The organism is Vibrio sp. 1401 (assembly GCF_033340295.1).
The window spans coordinates 64,201-86,286 of sequence record NZ_JAWOWF010000016.1; the positions used below are offsets into that span (position 1 = coordinate 64,201).

Sequence of the window (22,086 nt, forward strand, 5' to 3'; positions counted from 1 at the left end):
TTTCGTTAGGATCTGAATGACACTTTGAGGACAGAACAATGACAACAGGAAGCCTGTTATATTTTTCGCTCATCTTGGGGGGCCTGATAGCTATCATTGTTATTGGGTTGATAACCAAGAAGATTGTAGAAAAAAAGTTAAACAAAAAGCACGATAATCGTGATCAGTAATTTAACCCTGGCGGGGGACCTACCCCAGAAGGGATAGGGTATCTCTGCTTAACAAGCAAGGTAACTTATATGAATACTGTACACTTTTGTGGATATGATTGTGATGTGAGAAAGATCCAATATCCAAATCAACAATTAGCTCTAGAGCTGGTGGCCTCGGACACAAAGAATAATAGTCAGCAAGGTATTATTCCTGGAGAGCCAGTTTGTGTTGCAACGGTTTGTTTGCCTGATTTCAAGTTCAAGCCACACCAGTCAGCGATCAGAGATTACTCTGAGTTGGCTGGTATTCTGGATGTACTTGAAGAAGCAAAAATTGTTAAACGCACAGGTCAGCAATTACCCACGGGGTATGTATCTGTTCCTGTTGTGAATGTGTTGATTTAGCTTTATAGCCAAGATAAACAAGCTCCAATGGGGCTTGTTTTCAAAGCATGTAGTGGTACGTGTTTTGAAAACAAGCGTCATAGGAGTCATGTATGGTAAAAAACATGCCAGTATCAGGTATTGCTTTTAGCGGTACTCAGGTATTTGGCGTTTCAAATTCAAAGCCTCCATAACCTGGCTCTTTGTTACACAATGAAGGACACAGGCTAAGGAGGACAGTTCATGCCAAGTAAGATCCAATACAAATTACGTCCCTTTTTATACAGCAATAGTTCACTGTCTCTGAGTAGCGTGTGTTTCGTTTTCCATTATGTAAATGTTCATTCAAAGCAAATTGGGTCAGGAGAATTATTGCATTGGGGATAAGATAGTATGAGAGTTCACTTGTATGATGATTGCGCGGGTGTGTTGTAATTAGCCAGTGGCCGAACGATATCTATCAATCCACGACAATTTTGTAGTGTTATTGAAGCTCAAGAGGTTATTACTGACTGGGCTAAGCGTTTAGGTATTATTGGTCAAAATGACACTATATCCGCGTATTCATAATCAAATTCGGCCCAGTTTAGGGCCGAACTTACCAAGTCTTTTTAGGCATACGACAATTATGCCTAAAAAGATTTTTGCTCTCATCTGAGAGTGAAGATGCGATAGCTGGTCGCTAAAAACAAACAGCAATTAACGTTAATTGAAATAGCCCAACCGGGCACACTTAGCCCGGTACGGGTCTAGGTGTGCCCACAACCAATTAGGAGCGCACCTATGTCTCAACAATATGCAAACTTCAAAGTACGTGATGTTTTTGGTATGCCGGATATTCCGGAAAAGATTCTCGCTAAAGGCTATGCCGATAGCAGCAATCCTTTTATTCCACAAACTCACGCCGATTACGTTTTCCGAAAGGAGTTCTTGAGAGAATGCTTAGCATTTTTGAATGATCCCTGCGGTGATGCGTACTATGTCACCGGACCAACAGGTTCTGGTAAAACTTCTGGCATTACAGAAATTACAGGGCGTCTCAACTGGCCTGTGCAACAAATTACGGCTAATGGTCGTTTAGAGTTCACAGATTTAGTTGGACATCATGCCTTGATTTCACCAAAGCCTGGAGAAACTCCCGTCATGCAATTCATGTATGGCCCTTTAGCAATCGCTATGCGTGAAGGCCATGTCCTCCTCATTAACGAGGTTGATTTGGTTGACCCAGCAGAGCTTTCCGGTTTAAACGACATTCTTGAAGGTCGTCCACTGGTTATCGCTCAGAATGGTGGAGAAATCATCAAACCACATCCAATGTTCCGCGTTATTGTCACTGGTAACAGTACAGGCTCAGGTGATCCATCAGGATTATACCAAGGCGTAATGATGCAGAACTTGGCCGCAATGGATCGTTATCGTTTCTCTGTTGTGCCATATATGGCAGAGCAAGATGAACGCGGCGTTCTGGAGCGAGTAGTTCCTCGTCTTCCTGACAACATTCGTAATGGTATGGTTCGAATTGCTAATGAAATTCGTAAACTATTTATGGGTGAAAACGGGGATGATGGACAAATCAGCATCACAATGTCTACGCGGACACTTGTGCGCTGGGCAAAACTAACGTTGCAATTTCGTGGTGCGCCAAATGCCATTGAGTATGCCTTACAACAATCATTGCTAATCCGAGCCTCAAGTGAGGAGAAAGAAGCTGTCATTCGCATAGCGAAAGACGTTTTCGGTGAGCAGTGGCGATAGGGGGATCTCATGGATACGCAAAACATGATTTGCAAACGTTACATCCGTGAACGTGGAACGACTATCGACAAGGTAATGCTTGGTTACAAGCCAGTTCAATGGTCCATCGATCCTGATGGGCCAACTGAATACCAATTGGTAGAGTTCTTTGAGTTAAACGGGTGGAAAGAGACTATCTTGCTCGATGGGCAGATAATCAGAGCCACCAGCTTAGATACGATTCCTGTCACCGTGAAAGAGAAAGAAAATCAGCATGTTGATGATCTGCTTAAAGAGGGGTACTCCTTCCTCGATGAAGTGCAGGTAAACGCCACAACAAAAGCTGTGTCTTCTCTTGAAGCCGAAACAGAATCAAAAGATGGTTACTCACTGAGCTGGTTGTTGTCATCGCCTGTTGATGCTTCAAATCATGCTCTACTCCGAGGGTTTATTGTCGGGGTCTTTACTGATGGTGCATCAAAGCTTGGCTTCGATGTTGCCAGAGAGAAAGGATCTCAATCTCAATTACCTGATGTTTTAATGAGAACCAATAAAGGGTATGAGCTAACTGTAAAAAGCGGCGCTAGCGAAAACACCATCTGTCCAACGATGTTGGAAGGTGCTGGGACGCTAACTGCTTCGGATGGCTATGAGCCTTTACTGATGTTCATTTATTTACAACGCAGATTTGAGCAGGAGTTTTTTAAAGATGATGAAAAACGCTTGGTTAAAATCTGTGGAGAAGATGGTGATCTGTTTATTTATGACGGATTTGATTCTTTGGAAGGAATATTTTTTGAGTTCGGATGGAATTACAACGAAGTTAGAGAAGCGGCAGAACGTCTTGGTTTAGTCGCCGAACTATTTCGATTGGATAACATTGATTGCGAAACCGAAGATTCCTATTTTTAACCCCTAGAGGGGCACTGTGCCCTAAGGGGTCATGGTGTCCCTTCCATCTCAACGGAGAGAACACCATGTCTACAAAACCAGAAACGAAATCATTAGTTGAAAGAATGGCTCAGCGGTTTGGGGTTGATGCTAAGAAGTTTTTTGAAACTTTAAAGCTAACAGCCTTTAAGCAGCGAGACGGAAGCGCACCAACTGATGAGCAGATGATGGCATTACTCATCGTAGCGGAGCAGTACAATCTGAATCCGTTTACGCGAGAAATATACGCTTTCCCCGATAAAAGCGGCGGCATAGTACCTGTTGTTGGTGTTGATGGCTGGAGCCGGATTGCCAACGAGCACAAGCAATTTGATGGGGTGGAGTTTGAATACTCTGAAAATCTTATTGAAATGCCCGGAGCAAAGGTGAAATGTCCAGAATGGGTGGAGTGTATCGTTTACAGAAAGGACCGTACACGGTCTATACGTATTCGAGAATATCTTGATGAAGTCTATCGTCCACCAGTCGAAGCAACGGGTCAGTACGGTCCTTACACTGTTATTGGCCCTTGGCAGACTCACACGAAACGACAGTTACGACACAAAGGCTTTATCCAAGGTCTGCGTATCGGTTTGGGGTTTTCTGGAATTTACGATCAAGATGAAGCTGAACGCATAATTGAAGGTGAAGCGCATGTTGTATCGTCAGAACAAACCACAAAACAACCAGCTGTCATTGAAGCCTCAAGTCCATTGGCCTTGGAGCATAAAAAGAAAATGGACCCACTTTTAAAACAACTTGCAGATAGAGCTATTGCGCAAAATGCGTGGTCAGCAACTCACGAGTATGTTGAAAGTCGGTTCTCTGGTGCCGAGTTGGAGTATGCGGTTCAATATTTGCGTGATGCAGAGATTGATAGCATGGAACCAGCTGTAACCCAAAAAGCTTCTATCCAGGAAAAGGGAAATGTTGACGATGTTCAATCTGAGTTACCAGATGAGCCGATTCAGCATGATCCTGATCCTATAGAAGAAGGTTTGCACGAACCTGATCCTGAACTGGAAGAGGGTGGTGACGGCAACTACTTTTAACCCCTTGCGGGGGAGTTCCCCCGCGATGGGGACTCCTCCTGTTAAATACAGGAGAGAGCTATGAAAATCGTCAATCTATCTCAAAGGAGCGAACAATGGTTGGAATGGCGTAAAGGTGGTATTACTGCTACTGACGCCTGCATCCTACTAAATCGTTCTCCTTATAAAACGGAATGGCGACTCTGGGCTGAAAAAACAGGCTATGCTCGTGAAGTCGATCTAAGTCTAAACCCTCTGGTGCGCCAAGGGGTTGAAAACGAAGATAAAGCAAGACGTGCATTTGAGGAGAAGTACAATGATATTCTCTTACCTGTTTGTGTCGAGTCAGTTCAATATCCATTGTTTAGAGCATCGCTCGATGGTCTACGAGGCAATGGTGAACCTGCTGAACTGAAATGTCCTAGCGAAACGGTCTGGAACGATGTTTGTTCTGAACTAAAAAACAGCAAGGCTTATCAGTTATATTACCCTCAAGTTCAACATCAGTTGTTAGTTACTGGTGCAAAGCAAGGGTGGCTAGTTTTCTACCGAAATGGGCAACTCAAGGAGTTTGTTATCACCCGAGATGAGCCTATGATAAAAGAAATTGTGGCTAAGGGCACAATCTTCTGGAAAAGAGTCACTGAGCGTAAAGAGCCTGAGAAAGACCCCAAGCGAGATCTTTTTATACCGCAAGGTAAGGAAGTGAACGAGTGGATTTACGAAGCGGAGCAGTACCGACTTTATGACGCAGAAATTAAGCAGTTGGAAGATAGGTTGCAAGCGTTGAAAGATAAGCGGCAACCTCACCTTGATAAAATGAAATCTTTGATGGGTGAATATTTCCATGCGGATTATTGCGGTGTAATGATCACTAAGTACAAAGCCGCTGGTCGGGTAAATTACCAAAAGCTACTTGAAGAAAAAGGTTCGAATATTAAGTCTGAGGATCTTAACTCGTATAGAGAGGAGACCTCAGAGCGTTACCGAGTAACGGTTACAGGCTCTGTTAACCCGAGGTACATTCAAGATGAAGAGGTTTTAGCCCCTTTAAACGATGTGTCTCTAGAAGTAGAGTCAGCCTATTTTTAGGCATAAATAACAAGCCCTTTGGGGCTTGTTTCTAAAGCATATCGCGTCAGTGTGTTTTAGAAACAAGCAACAAAGGGCATCTACAATGAAAACACAGAACTTCAAGCTCATGTACCTACATGGTGGCCGCTGGCTAGAACGTATCTACAAAGATACGATTTATGCCAATGTACAAAGAGTGGCAAACTCTTTCCCAAAAAGTGTTACCTGGTACATTGAGCCTATGTGAAATGTAGACATGAAAGGGGGAATGTATTCCCCCCCTTTTCCATTGAAGATTGCTTTTTCGGTCTTCAACGGAAAAGGACGAATTCTACTCTCATCGAGAGTGAAGACGCGATAGCTGGTCGCTAAAAACAAACAGCATCAAACTCATTTCAATTTAACCCAACAGGGGAGCTTCTCCTGTTCGGAGTTAGCCTCCTGTCTATTGCACTAGGAGGCAACCATGAAAAACTACAAGCTATGTTATAAAAAGAAAGGTTCTCCGAACTGGATGACCCGAGTATTTAATGACACCTTGTACGACAATGTTCAACGTGTTGGAAATTCATTTCCATCCACCTTTACCTGGATGATTATTCCTGCGTAACTCACTTTAACTTTATAGCCCAACCGGGCACATCATGCCCGGTTCGGGACATGGTGTGCTTTCACTTTGCTGGAGAATAAACCATGTCAAAAGTTAAACATCTCGAAAATCTATGCGTTATTAATGCTGATTTTGATATCTGGAGTGGGCAAACTCGTTTGTCTGCATCTGACTTTAAATTGGGTGCTGGTGGTGAAATTCCACCAGAGAAAGTAGCTCAATTAGGGTCGAAAAAAATCTGTGATCCAGCGAAGCTGAAAGGCTTTCATCGCTTGAAAACAGAAACTCGACGTTTTTTGCTTAGCTATGGTATGCCATTCATGAATGGCTATGCTGTACCCGTAGCAAAAACTGATGAGATTTGCGCCAAGTTGGACAAGATTGACGTCGAAGTTCAACAGTTAAAACACGAGTTCGTTACTGGCTACAACAATGCCGTTGATGAATGGTGTCGAGAAAACCCTGAATACGAGACTGCTATTCGTGCTGGAGCTCTTCCTCGTGAAGAAGTAGAAAAACGAATTGGTTTTGAATATCAGGTGTTTATGGTTCAACCTACTCAAGATGAGCAAAGCGCACACAGACTTAATCGTAAGGTTGAGGAGTTGGGCGATGATCTCATTGCTGAGGTGGTAAATGATGCCAATGATTTTTACAACAAACGTTTAGCTGGGAAGATGCATGTAGCAACAGCTACAGGCGCAACGCTAAAAAACCTACGTGATAAAGTGGATGGACTGTCATTTTTGAACAGCGCATTCACTCCGCTCGTTAGCCTGCTCGATCAAACACTAGCAGGGTACGAAAAGCACGGAGCTGGAAAGCGTAATATTGAAGGTATGTTCGTCTTTCAAATTATGGCCGCTGTATTAATCATGTGTGATCGCAAACGTATTCAAGAATACGCTGGTGGTTCGCTTAGTGTTGATGATGTAGCCAAAACCTTGACCAGAGATGAACTCAGCTCATTAGAGTCTGGAGCTTCTGATCAAGAAGATGAAAGTGAAGGTGTTGAGAGTGATGAGGCACTGGAACAACCATACGTTCAAACGCAAAGCCAAGAAGTTAACCAAGAAGATGGTGAACAAGTTAATAACTTAGAACCTGAAACTATTTTGGATGACTTCGAAGCGTTTTTAGCCAACCGCACATCCAGTGCAAACCAAGATGACGAGGAAGATGATGCTTTGGAAGACAAAAGCGATGTCTCTTCTCAGACTCTGTGGGATGCAGACCTAAATTGTGATGATATTCCAGTGGAAGACTATAGCCAAGACCCAGCAGATTATGTTGGCAAGGACTTTGGTCAATCTCACTCTAATGATCATGTTGTAAGTCAACCTGAACAGCAACCAACTGAGCTTGATGATCAGGATTGTTATTTTTAACCCCCTCGGAAGGGACAACCACCTTTCCGAGGGTGGTTTGTTTCTTCTGTCCAAATTGGAGAAGAAATATGTCTAAAAAACGTACTGTTTATAATGCTTTACCCATCGTAGCTGCTGCTTATGGCGAGAAGTTTGGTGTTAAAGTTGCCTTGGGGTCAGATACCGCAAGCACTGATGGTCAAACTATCGTTATTCCAAATGTTCCAGATGACTATCCAAATATGGATGCTGTTTGGGGCTACTTGGCACATGAAGCTGCACACGTTCGGTTTACGGACTTCAATGTAGAAAGGCGACGCGCCTTGCACGCTCACCTAACAAACGTCATTGAAGATTGTCGTATTGAAAGAGCAATGCCTGGGGTCTATCCAGGAACAGCTTTGACACTGCACGAGATGGCTCGATACATGCTTCAAGCAGGCCATTATGAACCCGTGAGAGATGAAGACCACCCGGCATCCATCCTGTCTGCATACTGCTTGTATTGGTTGCAAACAGTTGGTGTAGGTCAAACTGCATTGCAAGAGCGTTTAGATGGCGCAAAAGCTGTGTTTGAAAGAGTTTTCCCTCAAGGTGTTGTTGTAAGGCTTAATGCCTTGCTACGTAAATGTGTGGACGCCAAATCAACTGCAAACGCTGCATCTCTTGCTGATGACATCATTAAGATGATCGAAGAAGAGAAAGATAGTGAAGAGCAGCAAAATCCGAAATCTCAACGTGAGCAATCACCTGAGCAGAAGGATAAAAGTAGTGACGACTCTCAAAGTCCAAATGGGCAGGAACAGTCGTCATCTAATGGCAATGATGAAAATAGCCAAGAACAACAGGGTGGCAGTAGTGGAGCGCAAAGTGAGCAAAATGAAAATAGCCCCGAAGTTCAAGGTAATAATAGTGAAGAGAACGCGAGCGGTAACAGTTCTCCTCCTAATGCTTCTCAATTGCTACAACAAGTACTAAGCGCTGGAAACAGTGATTTGCCTAAAAATGCGCAAGACGCTTTGAAGCAAGAGCTGAATCTGGTAGCCCAGCAAGAAGGTGATGATCGTTACCAAACAGTACGGTCAGCAATGGATATCCATGATCACAAAGAAGCAGGGCAGCGTCTCAATGGAGATGTGAAAAGTACAACTTCAAAAATCCGACAGCAGCTTTATGGATTGGTGCAAGCCAGCCAAAGAACTGCTCATAGGAACCAAAGAAGTGGAAAGCGTGTAGACACTCGTCAACTACATAAAGTTGTCATTGGAGATACTCGTATTTTCCAGAGACCAGAAGCTAAGAAGCGCCCTAATACAGCGGTTCACATTTTGGTCGATATGAGCTCCTCAATGGATAGCCCTGCCGGAAACGGTAAGCGCAGGGAAGATATTGCAAGGGAAGCCTCTTTAGCTATTGCATTAGCTTTAGAAAGCATTCCAGGGGTTAATCCAGCAGTAACGTTTTTCGGTAACAACTCCAATGTTCCTGTGTACAGCGTTGTAAAGCATGGTCAAAAAGTACAAAACCAAACTGGTAAATTTGTCTTCAATTCACGCGGTGGTACACCGATGGCTGAGGGCATTTGGTATAGCGCATTTGAGCTAACCAAAACCAGAGAGGAACGTAAAATGATGATTGTTGTGACAGATGGTGCGCCGAACAATGCACTGGCTTGTCACAAAGTTATCGGACTGTGCGAAGCCAGTGACATAGAAATGATTGGTATTGGTATTGAAACTACAGCCGTTAATCGACTGTTCAATACGAACATTGTCATCGAGGATGCTGCGGATCTACAAAAAACACTGTTTAAGTTAATGGAGCGATCGTTGACCGCTTTTGCTGCTTAATCAGTCCATGTATTGGCCCTATCCCGTCAGGGACGGGGCCTATTCATTTTAGGCGTCTAACTCCCTGATAGGGGGATAGCGTTGTATATTATTAGGGAGTATTTAATCATGATTATTGGGTATCAAATTGAAGATAAGCATGGTCGTAATTGGCATGACAACATTGACCGCGCTGACAACCCCTGCACGGTTCTAAGTGAGCAAAGTGCCATTAAAGAACTTAAAATACTGCAAAAAACCAGACCTGAACGCGACTTTAGAATGATTGCTGTATTAGAGGGTGACATTGAGTATCCATTTTTTGAATGGTCACTTACTGCGGCTAACGATCAGTATAAGACGCTTGGTGTTAGCATTTGTCATATTCCATTAGATGAGCATGAAGCACTAAATGAGCTATCCTATGCTCCAGACTGCAATATGATAATGGGTCGAAATACTGGCTGGCTCATCAAACTGTACGATGAACCTGAGAACAATCTTGGATATAACGGTATGGGGGAAGAATTTCACAATATCTTAGTTTCGGCAGTTAAAGCTGGGTATCGCATGATTGAAATTGATGCTGATGCTCAAGTTCATGACCAGTTCCCAATATTTTAATAACATTTAATACGCCCAGTCTCTTATCTGGGCTTTTACTTCACACACATTTTGAACCTGGTGGGCCAACTACCAGAAATAGGCGTCGGGTTTCCCGGCGCTTTCCTTGAGCCTTTCACTTTCACATGTGAAAGTCGAGAGATTCAAGGAAAGTGCCTTGTGCGCTGATGTGCGATAGCTGGTCGCCAAAAATAAACAGCATTAATTCACTTTTTATCACAGCCCTCGGGCACATCTTGCTCGACGGCATAGGTGTGTCCAATTTTTATGGAGAACAACCATGACTATCGCTCACACCGATACTGACTTGAAAATACAATCAGCTTTCCTTTGCGTTTTGACAGAGGGTTTTGATTATCCTACTGCACAAGATGCCTATGAGGCATATCGTGTGGCCGCAAACGTAGCAATCAAAAATCCAGAGAAGAAAATTTCTGATATGGGAATTAGCCTTTCTGGCCGACTGTTACCATCTCATCTCAAGACCTGCGCAGAGCTTGTCGATAGTGTTGACTATCTGGTTAGCACTATCAGTCTAGGGGTGGAATATTTTCTGGATCTTGCACAAGGCAAACACAGCTTGTTAACGGACCCAGAAAGCCTCATTGAATTAGATGGGGATGTGTTCAGAATCCATGAAACTAAACTTAGTTTGATGTCCATTGAAACTCCGTTGGAGCGTCGTATCCCCGTTACCGACCTAGAAACACAAAAAGTTTATGGTTGGACTATTGATGGGGTTCTCGATGTTATTAACCGAGAAAGAAGTCCTGATTGGAGTGATTACACTGAAACAGATTGGGTTGAAGGTTGGAAGGAGTGGGTGGTTCCGGAAGGATACTATCAAATCCAAGAAGAAGATCTGAGACCTGACTACTTCACTGATAACAGTTCTGAGTTGTCGGATGAAAAAGTGTTTACACGTACTAAATCTGTCCAAAAAGAACCAAATGGTACTTTGACGGCAGGTGATGTATACGACTCAATTCATGACGATATGAAGGCTGTAATCGACGGCCCGTATCTGATTAAAGCTAATGGTGCATTAGTGACAGATACGGAACTAGAGGAGGTTTGCTTGACACTCTATTTTGGCGAAAAATACAGCCAAAGTATCATGATCAACTTTGATGAAATCTATAACGGCGTATTCCATGATGATACGACAATAAGTTTTTATTCAGGTTCTTTAAGTGAGCGACTCACATTAACTGTTGAAAAAATGCAGGTTGGTGTGAAGGCGAGCGGAAACATTCTTTCAATAGGTGAAGTCCACTACAACGTCTTTGACGCAACAGGGGAGCATGGAGCTGAAAATGCACTTGAGGCAATGAAAGCTTTGGGTAAACCAATGTTGTCGGCAGAGCAACTGTATAGCTCTCTCAAAGAGTTATGCTCAGAGACAAAAGGGCAATTCCAGATTATGGAAGCCCGGATCTAATACATTAACCCTAACGGGGCAATCACGCCCTGGTAGGCGTTGGTTGCCTCTTCAATTTTATGGAGACAGCCATGAGCACAAAAAACGCACATAAAGCAAAATACCATTTCTATTTCACGACCGCTGTACTGAAACATGCAGAGGACAACCACATCAATATCGGAGATTGTTTTGGGTATGGTGAAGATAACTTTGTTGTAGATCTTTATCCATATTCAAACCTCATCTATAGATGTGATGTGTTGACGAAATAGAAAGAGCCCCAAATAAGTGGAAAGAAAGTGAACTATTTGATTTGGTTGATAATCTTTCAGATTGTTTTTGGGGAATTATAGAGCGAGAAGGGTATGACGAGATGGATGCATCAATGCCATGCTTGGATGAGTTTGAGCTAGATATCAAACGCGCTCTAAATGTATTTGTAGGAATAAATTAAATCCTAAACCCTAAGGGGCCATCAAAGCCTCTAGGGCATTGCTAGCCTCTCAATTTTTAATGGAGGCCATTATGGCAATCGTAAAATTTAACATGAAAGAAGTACAACTGCTGGTGGATGAGCTTAATAAGACGAAAAGTTATTCACCAACAATGGATGATCTCTTTAAGCCTGCTCTATACAAAACAGGCAAAGTTGTTGATTCCAATGGAAACGATGAGGAACACAAAGATTTTGGATGGCCGGACTCCAGCCAGATAGACAAGTCTTTAGTCGAACCGCAGTTGCTATTGGTAAAAGATCAAGGTTTGTATCTTCTGAACAACGCAGATGTAAAAGAAAGTCCTCGCTCAAGAGGTGCTGTTGTCTATGCTCACGGATGTAATCCTGACAAAGATGACGACTTTTACGAAACTGCTCGAATGATATTTGGTGGTGATGATGGCAGCGTATCCATTCCGGTAGGTTGGTTTGACTTAGCGTATAAAGCTAATAAGCGTTATTTCAAGTTAAACGTTGCGCCAACACAAATTTCACTTGTCCTTAAATAACCCTTTCGGGGCCACTTGCCCTGAATGGGCAGTGGTCTCTATTAACTGGAGAATCACAATGACTACACTCGCATCCTTAGAATCAACGCTTAATCATGACATGGCAATGCGCCGTTTCTTAGATACTTTAAACCGTAATGAAATGGAGCGCTTATCTGGTGAGATTCACGCAAAATTCTACTGGAATAAGCGTAATCCACAGTGGTATAGCAGTGACAATGCTCGCTTATTTGCACTGCTGAACCGTGCCAAACGCATCATTAAGAAGCGACTTAAAACAGGACGAGTTAAACCAGAACAAACAGAGCATGGTTCGATTATCGAACGTAGTCACTTTCCACTAGGAGATACACTAACCTTTTGGAATTGCTACCTGAACGACTCTTGGAGAATTGCTCATCAAGACTCGTCATATAGTGCGTTCTGGTATAACGAGCGTGAGCTCAAATTGTGTACCTACTGTGAAGGTGATGTGGTCTTTATGACAGCTCCCAATAAGGAGATATATCGTAAGGATTACGAAAACCTTGATGCATGGTACACCGACAACCTTTAACCCTATAGGGAGCATGGTGTGCCCACCACAAGGAGGACACACCATGTTTACTACATCTGTTTGCTCTTACCCGAATCGTGGTCATTATGGCGACAACAAGTATCGAGGTAATTGCACCGGACACATCATTAAAGACTTTATTGAGTCATATATGATGAAACCAAATGGCTTAGTTGTTGACCCTAGTATTGGGGGAGGAACCAGTACTGATGTGGCAAATGAACTCAAAGTTCGTTTTATTGGTACAGACTTGCATCAGGGGTTTAATTTGCTGCGAGATGATCTGTCTGCATTTCTTGGGGAGCCAGCCCACCTTATTTGGTGGCACCCCCCTTATGCAGACATGATCACTTTTTCTGGCAATATGTATGGTGAACCCAATAAATGGGATATGAGCCGTCTATCGTTGCCAGAGTTCGTGGAAGCTCTAGAATTAGCCATTATGAATATACATGATGCCTGTGAACCGGGAGGTCACTACGGTATTTTGATGGGAAACCTTCGACGTAAAGGCGAGTATTATAACTTGTCCAGTCTGGTTGAGCGTTTGGCTCCAGGTAAACTCGTTGATGAGATCATCAAGGTACAACACAACTGTGTCTCTGACCGGACCAACTACAGCAATAACAGTAAGCTGGTTCGTATCGCCCATGAAAAGTTACTGGTATTCAAAAAGCAAAATGCATCATCATCGCTTTCGCTTATCCCAGTAGCAGATAAACGTGCGGCCAATATGGTTGGAGTTACATGGAAAGCAGTGTTGCGTCGAGTGTTACAGGGTAAAACCTTATCGTTAGATGCCATTTACCAACAAATTGCACCTTACGCGAAACACCGACAAAACGAACACTGGCAAGCCAAGGTTCGTCAAGTGCTGCAAGATGAACGATATTTTGTTCGAGTGGATTCTGGGGTTTATACCCTAACAGAGTGAAAGCTAATGTTGACACCTAGAAAGGGCAGTTCCACATTAGAAAAATTCTCGAATTTATGTCGAAATACTCTAATACTCCGAGAAATCGGAGTACGTACCGTTTCAGGGTAATAAGCGCAGGGGGAAACGCCCCCTCGCTTTCCAAAGCAGTTTGAACTTACAAAGAGACTTTTTTGGAAAGTGCCTTTGGTGCTTGAGTACGTTAGCTGGACGTCGCAAATAAACAGCAAAATCACATCTATTAACCACCCTGGCGGGGCATGTTCTCCTGCTGGGAGTCATGCTCCTCAAATAAGGAGTATGACAATGCATGTCAACTTACCAGCCAGTACAAGTACGTTACTGGTTCAACTAGAAAGAAAAGGTATCGCTATTGAGTCGCAATGCAGAAATGGGTATTGCGGAGCATGTCGGTGCAAGCTGGTAAGAGGGAACATTTCTTACCGTGCTGAACCTATAGCATATCTTAATGATGGTGAAATTTTGCCTTGCTGTGCTACAGCAACGTCAGATGTAACTGTCGATATCTAACCCCAACCCTGAGGAGCTTTAACCTACGGGTTGGGCTCCTCTTTACAAAGAGGAAATATGTATGACCAATCAATACCATCACGATTTTTACCGCAATAGCACTTTCCCTGTTGTTGTTTATGAATTGTGTGACGAGTCATTAACCATCAAGCCTGTAACAATTGAGGAGTACGGTTTAGCCACTCCAGATTGTACAGAGGAAAGCATTCTTTACTATGCGGAAGGCAAACGTTGCCGTTCGTCTGTAGAACACTTCTTCTTAACTCGTAATGATGCAGAAGAAGCTCTAGAGCGTTTAAGAATGTCCTTAACCACCAAGCCAAAATTAGAAGAACTCGCATACGCCCAAGCAACTGCTCAGTACCTGTCAGAATTAGGAAGTGCTGACAATTGGTTCATGGCTTACGAGTACCTAATAGAATGCGTTGAGAAAGGTGAAGAGCCCGATTTAACTGCATGGCAACCATTTGAACATTGGGAATGGAAAGATATAGCAGATCGTATAGACGATGAGGCTCAATCTATTCTTTCTCTGTTGAAACAGGTGTTAAAACTTGCGAAAGAGGGGATCGTTTATTCGGCCATAAATGACACACTCACAATGGATATGAACCAGCTATGTATGCAAAGCATGGTAGAACTAGGTGCATGTCAGGAGGTGTCCAATGAAGCTGAATAAACGAATAGCTAGTCAAGATGAGCATGGTCGTATTGCCAATATCATTAAATGGTGTAAGCGACACAACCAAACGATCAATGGCTTCCCTTACGGGGATGATTTGGTTGGTTCGGATGGAATTCATCTTGAATTGTTGGTCCCTCAAGGTACTTCTCCTGAGAAGTGTACCGATGCTTTGGTTCAAGGTTACTCAGAGCGAGATGTCGTAACCCATGCGGTGATTGAATGTCCCGCAGATTGGTTTAACGCCAACCTTGAATCTAGGCATTAGATACTGGCTTATAAACTCAGGGAGGTGAGTTATGACCATGCCAAATTCGCAACTAGTTATGTTTGCTGGAAACAACGTGGAAACTGTAGAGGAAGTTCGCTCGATGCAGCTGGCCGTTAGATGTGATGCTTTAAAAGCAAATTCATCGTCGGAAAGAAAAGAGCTCGAATCATTGGAGCTTTGGCTGGAAGAGCAAATTAACTCTCAGATTGTTGGATTTTAACATATGAAACTTAACCCCAAAGGGGCATACCTATGCCCTTTTGGGAGTGGGTTGCCTCTCAATTAAATTTTTAGGAGCAACCCGTGAATACTGCAAGCGTATTAACCTACGATGCACAATTACAACTCCCCTTCATTTTTGATGATCTGCTATTAGAAAATGATGAAGAGCCGATTGAAAAGGTTACTCCCTTAACAATCGTAGCATCATGTTCTGATCGTACAGTCGAGCAAGAGTTTGAAACTGAAATCGAAACTTGGACTGATGGGCAGATTAAAGAGCTAAGAGAGGCATTTTTGCGGTATAGCTTAAATGTCCTTGCTGACGGACGCTCTGGTAAAAAAGCAAAAGATGAAGCTTATGAATGGTTGAACTCTGATGAAGTTCATCCATTTTCATTTGTTACCTGTTGTGTGTTATCTGGTTACGACCCTGATGAAGTGCGTAACCTTTGCCAATACACACTCAGACAGTTAGCTAAAAGAAATAAGTAGCCACCAGGAGGGGGATCACCTGCTGGTGGACTCCTCCAAGTTCGAGGAGATTACAATGACTACTTCACTGAAACAGAAAGCAATTGGATTGGCCGCTGCACAAGTCCTTAAATTCAATAATGAATATAAAGGAACATGGTATGACGGCTATTTGCTTTTGCTGGAATGTATGCAGCAAGATCGAGAACCTGAACATTGTGCCATCAGAGATGATGTTGAGTTTTGGTCATGGCATGAGGTAGTGCAATTCATTGATAAAGAGGCTGAAAACATTTGGAAGCCGATGGAAAATGAATTGGCTGACACCAAGCAACTGATTGTTCATGATGCTGCCTCGGGACTTGATAAGTTCTGTGGTATCGACGTTGAACGCTTCGGTGAGCTTGATAAGGCGTGTCAAACTATCGTTCTAAACAAAGCGGTAGTACTTGCTGTAGATAAGGTAAATCGAGATGAACCTGAGAGTGAGCAAACTAAATTCCATGTTCGTTCATATTCTGGACGGTTTATGTATGGTCGTACTTGTCTTGGGATAGATGTCCCCCCAGGAAAAGATCTTTCAGCAGTGGCAAGTTGCATGGGAAATTTATTCAAATTTCTAGGTACACCACGTCAAGATCAAATGGGCAAAGGTACAATCTATTATTGGCCGAATATCGAACAATGTGAATCACACGATGTAGCCTTGTAGGAAACTATAAGGTAGAAATAACAAGCGCAGGGGGAAATGCCCCCTCGCTTTCCAAAGCAGTTTGTACGTACATAGAGACTTTTTTGGAAAGTGCCTTTGGTGCTTGAGTACGTTAGCTGGACGTCGCAAATAAACAGCAATATATCAACCCTGACGGGAGAGCCTCCCGTCGGGAGCTCTCCGTCAATAACCAATAATTGCATGGAGAAGATCATGTCTAAAAACACTAACGATATTTTTACTAATCGCACCCCTTTGGAGTTCTGTGTTTATCCCAAACTAGACCGATGCGTTGGTCTACGTATAGGCTATCCACACTGTCGAGAAGGTGCCAATGGCGTTGTCTGTGAGGTTGAAGCAGAATATCCCACACTAAATACTCATTCGAGTGTAGCGTGGCCTCTGGTTGAAGAACTGAATAGCTACACCATCAAAAAACAGAAACAGATAATCGAGGATATTGATGAGGCTGTTGCTGAACTTTTAATGCACAAAGCCAATCTTCTAGAAAATATTCTAAAGCTAGAAGACGGTGAACTTGATTTAAACGAACAAGCGAAAATGCGCTACGAAGAAAACAGTAAGTCTTCTGTCGCGTGATTAGACTGCTATAGGCAAGGGTGATAACCAATGAATGTAGATCAGTTTATTGACGTGATGGGATTGCGATGCCCTGAGCCATTAATGGTGGTTCGTCGTGCAATTCGTCGTATGGGGCCAGGAGAAACACTCGAAGTGAAAGCTGATGACCCAGCTACCACGAGAGATATACCTGACTTTTGTCGCCACATGGATCATCAACTTGTGGAAAGCGAAGTAACCTCTCCCCCATACAAATACATAATCAAGAAACAAATATAAACCCCATAGGGGCGGAAACGTCCTATGGGATAGTTCCGCTCCTTTAATTTAGGAGAAAGGCATGTATATATCGTTACGAGGTCTAAATCACGAGCAATTAAAGTCCAAGATTATCGACCATCGAACAAAGCGCTCATACACTGTTGAAGAGGCTAATACCCCACTACCCAAACAGTCTATTGTCGAGGTAGGACGGCTTTCCTGTGTGTACACAGGTAAGAAATTGTCCCCAGCAGAAGTAAACGCTTATAACGGTTTTACTGAGGAATACAATCGCAGCACATGGCGGCCAGATCAGGATTTCCTCCTAGATCAGAGACATCGCTTATATCATGCAATTTGCCTCGACAACCTTAAACTTCAAGAATCTGCCTAAACCTATGAGGTAGTTCATTTCAAACACTAGCCCACGGGCGCACTTGTGCCCGTAGGGTACAGGTGTGCTCTTTATCTAAGGAGACACCTATGGCCGCTAAATTTATTGAGTTTGATTCACAAAAAGAAGCTATAAATCATCGAGCTAAAGCGGGGGGCTGGATTTTTTCAGCTTTCAGTGGAAAAGCGATATGGTTTAACACGACATTCACACCTCACAAGATTCTTTTATTGTCTTTCCTGCGTTTGAAGCTCTGGCCTACGAATTAGGCCGAAGCTGCTGGCAGCTGGCGGACAAGACTCCGGTACTAGTCGAAGTGGTGGATACCGAGCAGCCTTATATCGGCGGCGAAGACTTCCACTGGGCTCCGGCTTTAATCGAACGATCAGGAATGCTCAAGCTCGCACCAGCAGGTGAAGCCTTGGGTATGCCTATCAATGTAATGAACAATTCGGTCTATTTCGCTGCGGCGGATGGTCCGGACACAAGTTGCGGTCATCAACCAGCAAAATCAATTCCAATCCAAATGGCTGGAGATGAAATTCGCGTTATGCCCGCTTAACACTACCAATAGCTGAGGTGATTCCCAGAAGGGGTTCCTCAGCCTTACCAGGAGAAATCTATGTGTAAATTATCTATTTATCGTGCTGAACACGGTTCGTATACGGAAGCTCTAAAATGTGCAGCTGTTTACCACTCAACAGGGGATGAGCTTGAACCTGAATTTGTAGATGGTCCAGCTGGTAGAGTGACATATTTAAGTGATATGTATTCTGTCATACAAACAGTTTGCAACGCAGCTGGCCGAGACGATTTGGTCTTCGGTACAGTCATAAACAATATCTTTTGGGAGTTGGATGAGTTAATTGACCACTTTGAAAAGGTAAACCAGTGGCCTTGTGAGAATTACCCTGAGAAGGTTGAAAAGCTTGCTCAAGATGCTCACAAAGGATGTGGACTGATTTATGAACTCTTCGCAAACCGGTATATAGATGCGATTGATAACCTTGTTCTCGACTTACCTAAAGGAGTTAAAGAACAGGTTATCAAGCTTGCTGAAAATTACGGTTACGAAGTCATTACAGCGGAGCAGCAAACTGAAAGCCATGAAGAGCATTGGAATGATGACGTTCATTATTGCTCCCACGGCATAGATGCAAATTGCTGTCCGGCTGGTTGTGGCGATATTGATGATGGGCCATATGACGAAATGCAAGAACCCAGTGGCTATAACGAAGCCGGGGTGATTCATTCACGTATAGAAGGCATCGTCGGAAATATTAAGCAGGGAGAAACTATATCTCCATTAGATTGGTGCATGTTGAAAAAGTATGTCCATGATAATCCAGATGCGTGTTCTTGGTACGATGATTGTTTTGTTGAGCCATTAAATGGTTCACGAGAAACAGTTCGAAGTGCAGGAGAGCTTGTTAAGTATCTTCAAAGACAAATTCTGGATGCTTGCTTCGATTTTCGTTTAAACAAGCGAGTTGAAGCAGCGAAAAGTGAAAATGGTATTTTAATTCATTGTTCTTTATGAATTAACTTACTCTAAGGTGGATGCGGAGCTTGATAGCTCTGCATCCTTACCTCTTGGTGTCATTCTTGACATTTTCTAAAGGCGTTTGTTAGAGACGTTTTTGGAAAGTGCCTTGTGCGCTGATGTGCGATAGCTGGTCGCCAAAAACAAACAGCATTACTAATAACCCTACCGGGGATAGCTCTCCGGCAGGAGGCTATCTCCAAAAACTTATGGAGATATAGATATGTCAAAATTCGATCAAATTGCAACCGTACACAAACTGACAGTTGTTAAACAAGCTGATGAGCATGACTCAGAATTCGATGTTTACTTGTGTGAAGACCAGTTCGGTAACGAATGGGCTTTATCAAAAGAAGGAGAACCTGAGTATGCCGAATGGGGTGTTTATAATTACATCGTTCGCAACAATGTTTGTATGATCACCACGCCAGTATCAACGCCTTGTATGTCTTGGGAGCTTGCAGATCTTCCCAAAGACTATAAAGGTGAACTACAAGTCGGCATGTCAATTGTCTGATACCTATTAACACAAACCCACAGGGGGAACTGACGCCCTGTGCGGCACAGCTCCCTCTCTAACTCTGGAGAGAGAAATGACTAAATTAAACCGATATGCACTACGAAGCGCGGTAGAGAAGATCGACGGATACTATCTGCCCCGCCCACACGAGCGCAACAAGACTGATGCTTTTGAGCGAGCTAAGCACGATTGCTTAGCAGCCTTACGCCAACAGATTCAAAAGATTGAGTCTATAACGTTTGAACAGTTCACCAGTAAAGATTCGCGCAAGTAGGGAGTAGTGTCATGACAGAAGTGAATAAAACAGAGCGTACTCCAGAGCAAATTGAACTGATCTGGAAGCACACTCATAAAGATATGAAAGGCGTCTCAAATGGTGTGAAAACCATCGTCTACCCAGCTCCTTATAGCTGTCTCGGAACGGTCGAAGACCTGCCTGAGGATGCGTACCAGGACAAGCTACGCTATGCCCGGTACAAGGAATGCTGTGAGAAACGAGATGAGAAGCTGCGGCCAATCATGGTGGAGCATGGTGTCATCGAGCACTTCGATAGCACAATGCAATGGCGTGACGAGCTCGACGACGTAGCGGTGTTTGCTGGATTTACTCTACAGGGTGAAGCTCTGGAAGCTCTGCTGACGGACGTCAAAGCTGCTGACATTACATATCCCAAAACAGCCGGGCTCAAGTACCTTTGATCTGGCATGTAAATTAACCCCAGGGGGAACAAGCGCCCTCTGGGTACTTGTTTTCCCACAACTAAAAGGTGAAGGAAAATGAAAGCATTAACCAGCCAAGAACTAAATATGGCTTTGGCCGCGTTACGTTGGATGCAGGAGACGATGGAGCAATCGAACCCAAAGGAATTGTCTGATTTCTTTGCAAGACTTCCTCATTTTACTGACGAAAAGCCGTTGAGCGGAGAAGAGATCGACACGCTATGCGAAAAGATGTACTCGCTTGACAAACCAGCCTTGCAAACTGATATAACCGATCTGGTCGATGGGTTAGGTGATAAAGTCTCGGCCTCGGTTGAGATAGGCAATATCGGTGGTGAGCTTTTGCTAAGTGCTAAAGGCTACTCAGATTGCAACTCTGAGGATAACGTTGGATTTCCATTGTTGATAGAAAACAACGCTGGAAATCTCCAATTGCGGGTTTGGGCTGATATAAATAAAGAAGATCCGACGCATGTGATCTCCTTACAAGGAGCAAAGAATGAGATGCGTCAGGAGTAATGCTCAATGAGCGGTAAGTGTGGGAATATCCCCGCACTTTCCCAAGCATCCTAGAGCAGGATTCTTCGGAAAGTGCCTTTGGCGCTTATGTGCGATAGCTGGTCGCCAAAAACAAACAGTACTTATTGTAACCCGCGTGGGGATAGTCCCTGCCGGGGGCTATCTCCATTCAACATGGAGATGACAATTATGAAAATTGAATCTGTAGTTCGTCTTCCAATGGAAGATTCAGGTTTAGGTCACAATATCGTCCGGTTAAATAACCGAAACGTAGACTCAAAGAGAAAAGATCCTAATCGTTTCTTTCGACGTGAGCCAGTAGTGATCTATAACCCCGATAACGGCACAAAAGTAATTCGATATGTAATGGGCAACCCAGGAACAATGTCGATTACCAAAAATGCTGTTGGTCTTGATTACGATGCCGTTGATGCTCTTGGAGTGAAATTTAAAGAAGAGGTATCACTGGAAATGCGGAGAGCTCGCTGGTGGGAAATTTACCAGTGGTTCTGGTTCCACCCTGACTTCTCTATTCGCTTATCAATCCGTCTTGGAGTGGTAGGCGCATTACTCGGCATTCTTGGTTTTTTCACTGGGATCACTCCCATCATTTTAGGCTAACGCCTATCCAAAAGCTCAGAAGCTCCAGAAGGGTGCTTCTGAGCCCACTCTAGAAGGAAATAAGCTTATGTATCAATACGATCATAAAAAACGAAATATTATTGTATCGGTTTTGACTGTTGTGGGTAGTTTGTGTGTTTTGGTGCCGCTTTTGGTCGCCATTTCGTTTGACTGGCCCCCGTTACTTACCGATATGGCCGCATGGTTTGATAATGCAAAACAATATGCAGTAGCGCAGTTCTGGGGGCTCGTATTTGGAGTGCCTTGTTTATACATTGCATATCGCATTTATAATTGGCTGCCGATCATTCCTTAATATTTCAATATCAAACCCACGGGGGTGTATGTCCCTGTGGGGGCGTGCGCCCTCCATACTTTGTACGG

At 43.5% G+C, this 22,086-nt stretch carries 31 protein-coding genes; all 31 read left to right on the forward strand.

Annotation, left to right across the window (positions count from 1 at the left end):
• Positions 1 to 239: 239 nt before the first annotated feature.
• Positions 240 to 557: a hypothetical protein gene (locus tag R7Z77_RS10610; protein WP_014386734.1), complete on the forward strand. Its 318-nt coding sequence runs from the start codon at positions 240 to 242 to the stop codon at positions 555 to 557.
• A gap of 762 nt (positions 558 to 1,319) precedes the next feature.
• Positions 1,320 to 2,291 (forward strand): AAA family ATPase, encoded by a 972-nt coding sequence (locus R7Z77_RS10615; protein ID WP_014386736.1) that lies wholly within the window; start codon positions 1,320 to 1,322, stop codon positions 2,289 to 2,291.
• A 9-nt stretch (positions 2,292 to 2,300) separates the two neighbouring features.
• A complete protein-coding gene (locus tag R7Z77_RS10620; protein WP_014386737.1) occupies positions 2,301 to 3,182 on the forward strand; it encodes a hypothetical protein in 882 nt (293 codons plus the stop codon).
• A gap of 65 nt (positions 3,183 to 3,247) precedes the next feature.
• Positions 3,248 to 4,252: a phage recombination protein Bet gene (bet, locus tag R7Z77_RS10625; protein WP_014386738.1), complete on the forward strand. Its 1,005-nt coding sequence runs from the start codon at positions 3,248 to 3,250 to the stop codon at positions 4,250 to 4,252.
• Between the two features lie 60 nt (positions 4,253 to 4,312).
• Positions 4,313 to 5,323 (forward strand): YqaJ viral recombinase family protein, encoded by a 1,011-nt coding sequence (locus R7Z77_RS10630; protein ID WP_014386739.1) that lies wholly within the window; start codon positions 4,313 to 4,315, stop codon positions 5,321 to 5,323.
• An 85-nt stretch (positions 5,324 to 5,408) separates the two neighbouring features.
• Complete coding sequence (locus R7Z77_RS10635) at positions 5,409 to 5,552, forward strand: hypothetical protein (RefSeq protein WP_164496844.1); 144 nt, start codon at positions 5,409 to 5,411, stop codon at positions 5,550 to 5,552.
• Positions 5,553 to 5,998: 446 nt separating this feature from the next.
• Entirely contained in the window at positions 5,999 to 7,303 is a 1,305-nt protein-coding gene (locus R7Z77_RS10640) for a DUF3150 domain-containing protein (RefSeq protein WP_014386741.1), read from the forward strand.
• 68 nt (positions 7,304 to 7,371) lie between these two features.
• Positions 7,372 to 9,132, forward strand: a complete 1,761-nt coding sequence (locus tag R7Z77_RS10645) for a VWA domain-containing protein (protein WP_014386742.1) — start codon at positions 7,372 to 7,374, stop codon at positions 9,130 to 9,132.
• Between the two features lie 108 nt (positions 9,133 to 9,240).
• The gene (locus R7Z77_RS10650) at positions 9,241 to 9,735 is read left to right on the forward strand and encodes a hypothetical protein (RefSeq protein ID WP_014386743.1); all 495 of its coding nucleotides are present in this window, start codon (positions 9,241 to 9,243) and stop codon (positions 9,733 to 9,735) included.
• A 280-nt stretch (positions 9,736 to 10,015) separates the two neighbouring features.
• A complete protein-coding gene (locus tag R7Z77_RS10655) occupies positions 10,016 to 11,176 on the forward strand; it encodes a hypothetical protein (RefSeq protein ID WP_014386744.1) in 1,161 nt (386 codons plus the stop codon).
• A gap of 71 nt (positions 11,177 to 11,247) precedes the next feature.
• Complete coding sequence (locus tag R7Z77_RS10660; RefSeq protein WP_014386745.1) at positions 11,248 to 11,430, forward strand: hypothetical protein; 183 nt, start codon at positions 11,248 to 11,250, stop codon at positions 11,428 to 11,430.
• Between the two features lie 253 nt (positions 11,431 to 11,683).
• Positions 11,684 to 12,163 carry a DUF3085 domain-containing protein gene (locus R7Z77_RS10665; RefSeq protein WP_014386746.1) on the forward strand — a complete coding sequence of 160 codons (480 nt, stop codon included), beginning with the start codon at positions 11,684 to 11,686 and terminating at the stop codon, positions 12,161 to 12,163.
• A gap of 58 nt (positions 12,164 to 12,221) precedes the next feature.
• Positions 12,222 to 12,719 (forward strand): hypothetical protein, encoded by a 498-nt coding sequence (locus tag R7Z77_RS10670; RefSeq protein ID WP_014386747.1) that lies wholly within the window; start codon positions 12,222 to 12,224, stop codon positions 12,717 to 12,719.
• Positions 12,720 to 12,762: 43 nt separating this feature from the next.
• Positions 12,763 to 13,653 (forward strand): restriction endonuclease subunit M, encoded by an 891-nt coding sequence (locus R7Z77_RS10675; protein ID WP_014386748.1) that lies wholly within the window; start codon positions 12,763 to 12,765, stop codon positions 13,651 to 13,653.
• 306 nt (positions 13,654 to 13,959) lie between these two features.
• Entirely contained in the window at positions 13,960 to 14,184 is a 225-nt protein-coding gene (yfaE, locus tag R7Z77_RS10680; RefSeq protein ID WP_014386749.1) for a class I ribonucleotide reductase maintenance protein YfaE, read from the forward strand.
• A gap of 61 nt (positions 14,185 to 14,245) precedes the next feature.
• Positions 14,246 to 14,863: a hypothetical protein gene (locus R7Z77_RS10685; protein WP_014386750.1), complete on the forward strand. Its 618-nt coding sequence runs from the start codon at positions 14,246 to 14,248 to the stop codon at positions 14,861 to 14,863.
• Complete coding sequence (locus tag R7Z77_RS10690; protein ID WP_014386751.1) at positions 14,850 to 15,134, forward strand: hypothetical protein; 285 nt, start codon at positions 14,850 to 14,852, stop codon at positions 15,132 to 15,134. The genes R7Z77_RS10685 and R7Z77_RS10690 overlap by 14 nt, the downstream gene beginning before the upstream one ends.
• A 31-nt stretch (positions 15,135 to 15,165) precedes the next feature.
• A complete protein-coding gene (locus R7Z77_RS10695) occupies positions 15,166 to 15,357 on the forward strand; it encodes a hypothetical protein (protein ID WP_014386752.1) in 192 nt (63 codons plus the stop codon).
• A gap of 83 nt (positions 15,358 to 15,440) precedes the next feature.
• Positions 15,441 to 15,851, forward strand: coding sequence for a hypothetical protein (locus tag R7Z77_RS10700; RefSeq protein WP_014386753.1), 411 nt, complete (start codon positions 15,441 to 15,443; stop codon positions 15,849 to 15,851).
• Between the two features lie 55 nt (positions 15,852 to 15,906).
• Positions 15,907 to 16,542: a hypothetical protein gene (locus R7Z77_RS10705; RefSeq protein ID WP_014386754.1), complete on the forward strand. Its 636-nt coding sequence runs from the start codon at positions 15,907 to 15,909 to the stop codon at positions 16,540 to 16,542.
• 213 nt (positions 16,543 to 16,755) lie between these two features.
• A complete protein-coding gene (locus tag R7Z77_RS10710; RefSeq protein WP_014386755.1) occupies positions 16,756 to 17,142 on the forward strand; it encodes a hypothetical protein in 387 nt (128 codons plus the stop codon).
• Between the two features lie 30 nt (positions 17,143 to 17,172).
• Positions 17,173 to 17,403: a sulfurtransferase TusA gene (gene tusA / locus R7Z77_RS10715; RefSeq protein ID WP_014386756.1), complete on the forward strand. Its 231-nt coding sequence runs from the start codon at positions 17,173 to 17,175 to the stop codon at positions 17,401 to 17,403.
• A gap of 465 nt (positions 17,404 to 17,868) precedes the next feature.
• The gene (locus R7Z77_RS10720; protein ID WP_014386758.1) at positions 17,869 to 18,048 is read left to right on the forward strand and encodes a hypothetical protein; all 180 of its coding nucleotides are present in this window, start codon (positions 17,869 to 17,871) and stop codon (positions 18,046 to 18,048) included.
• Positions 18,049 to 18,170: 122 nt separating this feature from the next.
• Positions 18,171 to 18,341 (forward strand): hypothetical protein, encoded by a 171-nt coding sequence (locus R7Z77_RS10725; RefSeq protein ID WP_159066179.1) that lies wholly within the window; start codon positions 18,171 to 18,173, stop codon positions 18,339 to 18,341.
• A 60-nt stretch (positions 18,342 to 18,401) separates the two neighbouring features.
• Positions 18,402 to 19,319 carry a hypothetical protein gene (locus R7Z77_RS10730; protein WP_014386760.1) on the forward strand — a complete coding sequence of 306 codons (918 nt, stop codon included), beginning with the start codon at positions 18,402 to 18,404 and terminating at the stop codon, positions 19,317 to 19,319.
• Between the two features lie 226 nt (positions 19,320 to 19,545).
• Complete coding sequence (locus tag R7Z77_RS10735; protein WP_014386761.1) at positions 19,546 to 19,839, forward strand: hypothetical protein; 294 nt, start codon at positions 19,546 to 19,548, stop codon at positions 19,837 to 19,839.
• A gap of 76 nt (positions 19,840 to 19,915) precedes the next feature.
• Positions 19,916 to 20,116, forward strand: coding sequence for a hypothetical protein (locus R7Z77_RS10740; RefSeq protein ID WP_014386762.1), 201 nt, complete (start codon positions 19,916 to 19,918; stop codon positions 20,114 to 20,116).
• Positions 20,117 to 20,127: 11 nt separating this feature from the next.
• Entirely contained in the window at positions 20,128 to 20,541 is a 414-nt protein-coding gene (locus tag R7Z77_RS10745) for a hypothetical protein (protein WP_014386763.1), read from the forward strand.
• Positions 20,542 to 20,619: 78 nt separating this feature from the next.
• On the forward strand, positions 20,620 to 21,081 hold the full coding sequence (locus R7Z77_RS10750) for a hypothetical protein (RefSeq protein ID WP_014386764.1): 462 nt from the start codon (positions 20,620 to 20,622) through the stop codon (positions 21,079 to 21,081).
• A 189-nt stretch (positions 21,082 to 21,270) separates the two neighbouring features.
• Positions 21,271 to 21,702, forward strand: a complete 432-nt coding sequence (locus R7Z77_RS10755; protein ID WP_014386765.1) for a hypothetical protein — start codon at positions 21,271 to 21,273, stop codon at positions 21,700 to 21,702.
• A gap of 67 nt (positions 21,703 to 21,769) precedes the next feature.
• Positions 21,770 to 22,018, forward strand: a complete 249-nt coding sequence (locus R7Z77_RS10760) for a hypothetical protein (protein ID WP_181726402.1) — start codon at positions 21,770 to 21,772, stop codon at positions 22,016 to 22,018.
• The last annotated feature ends 68 nt before the right edge of the window (positions 22,019 to 22,086 follow it).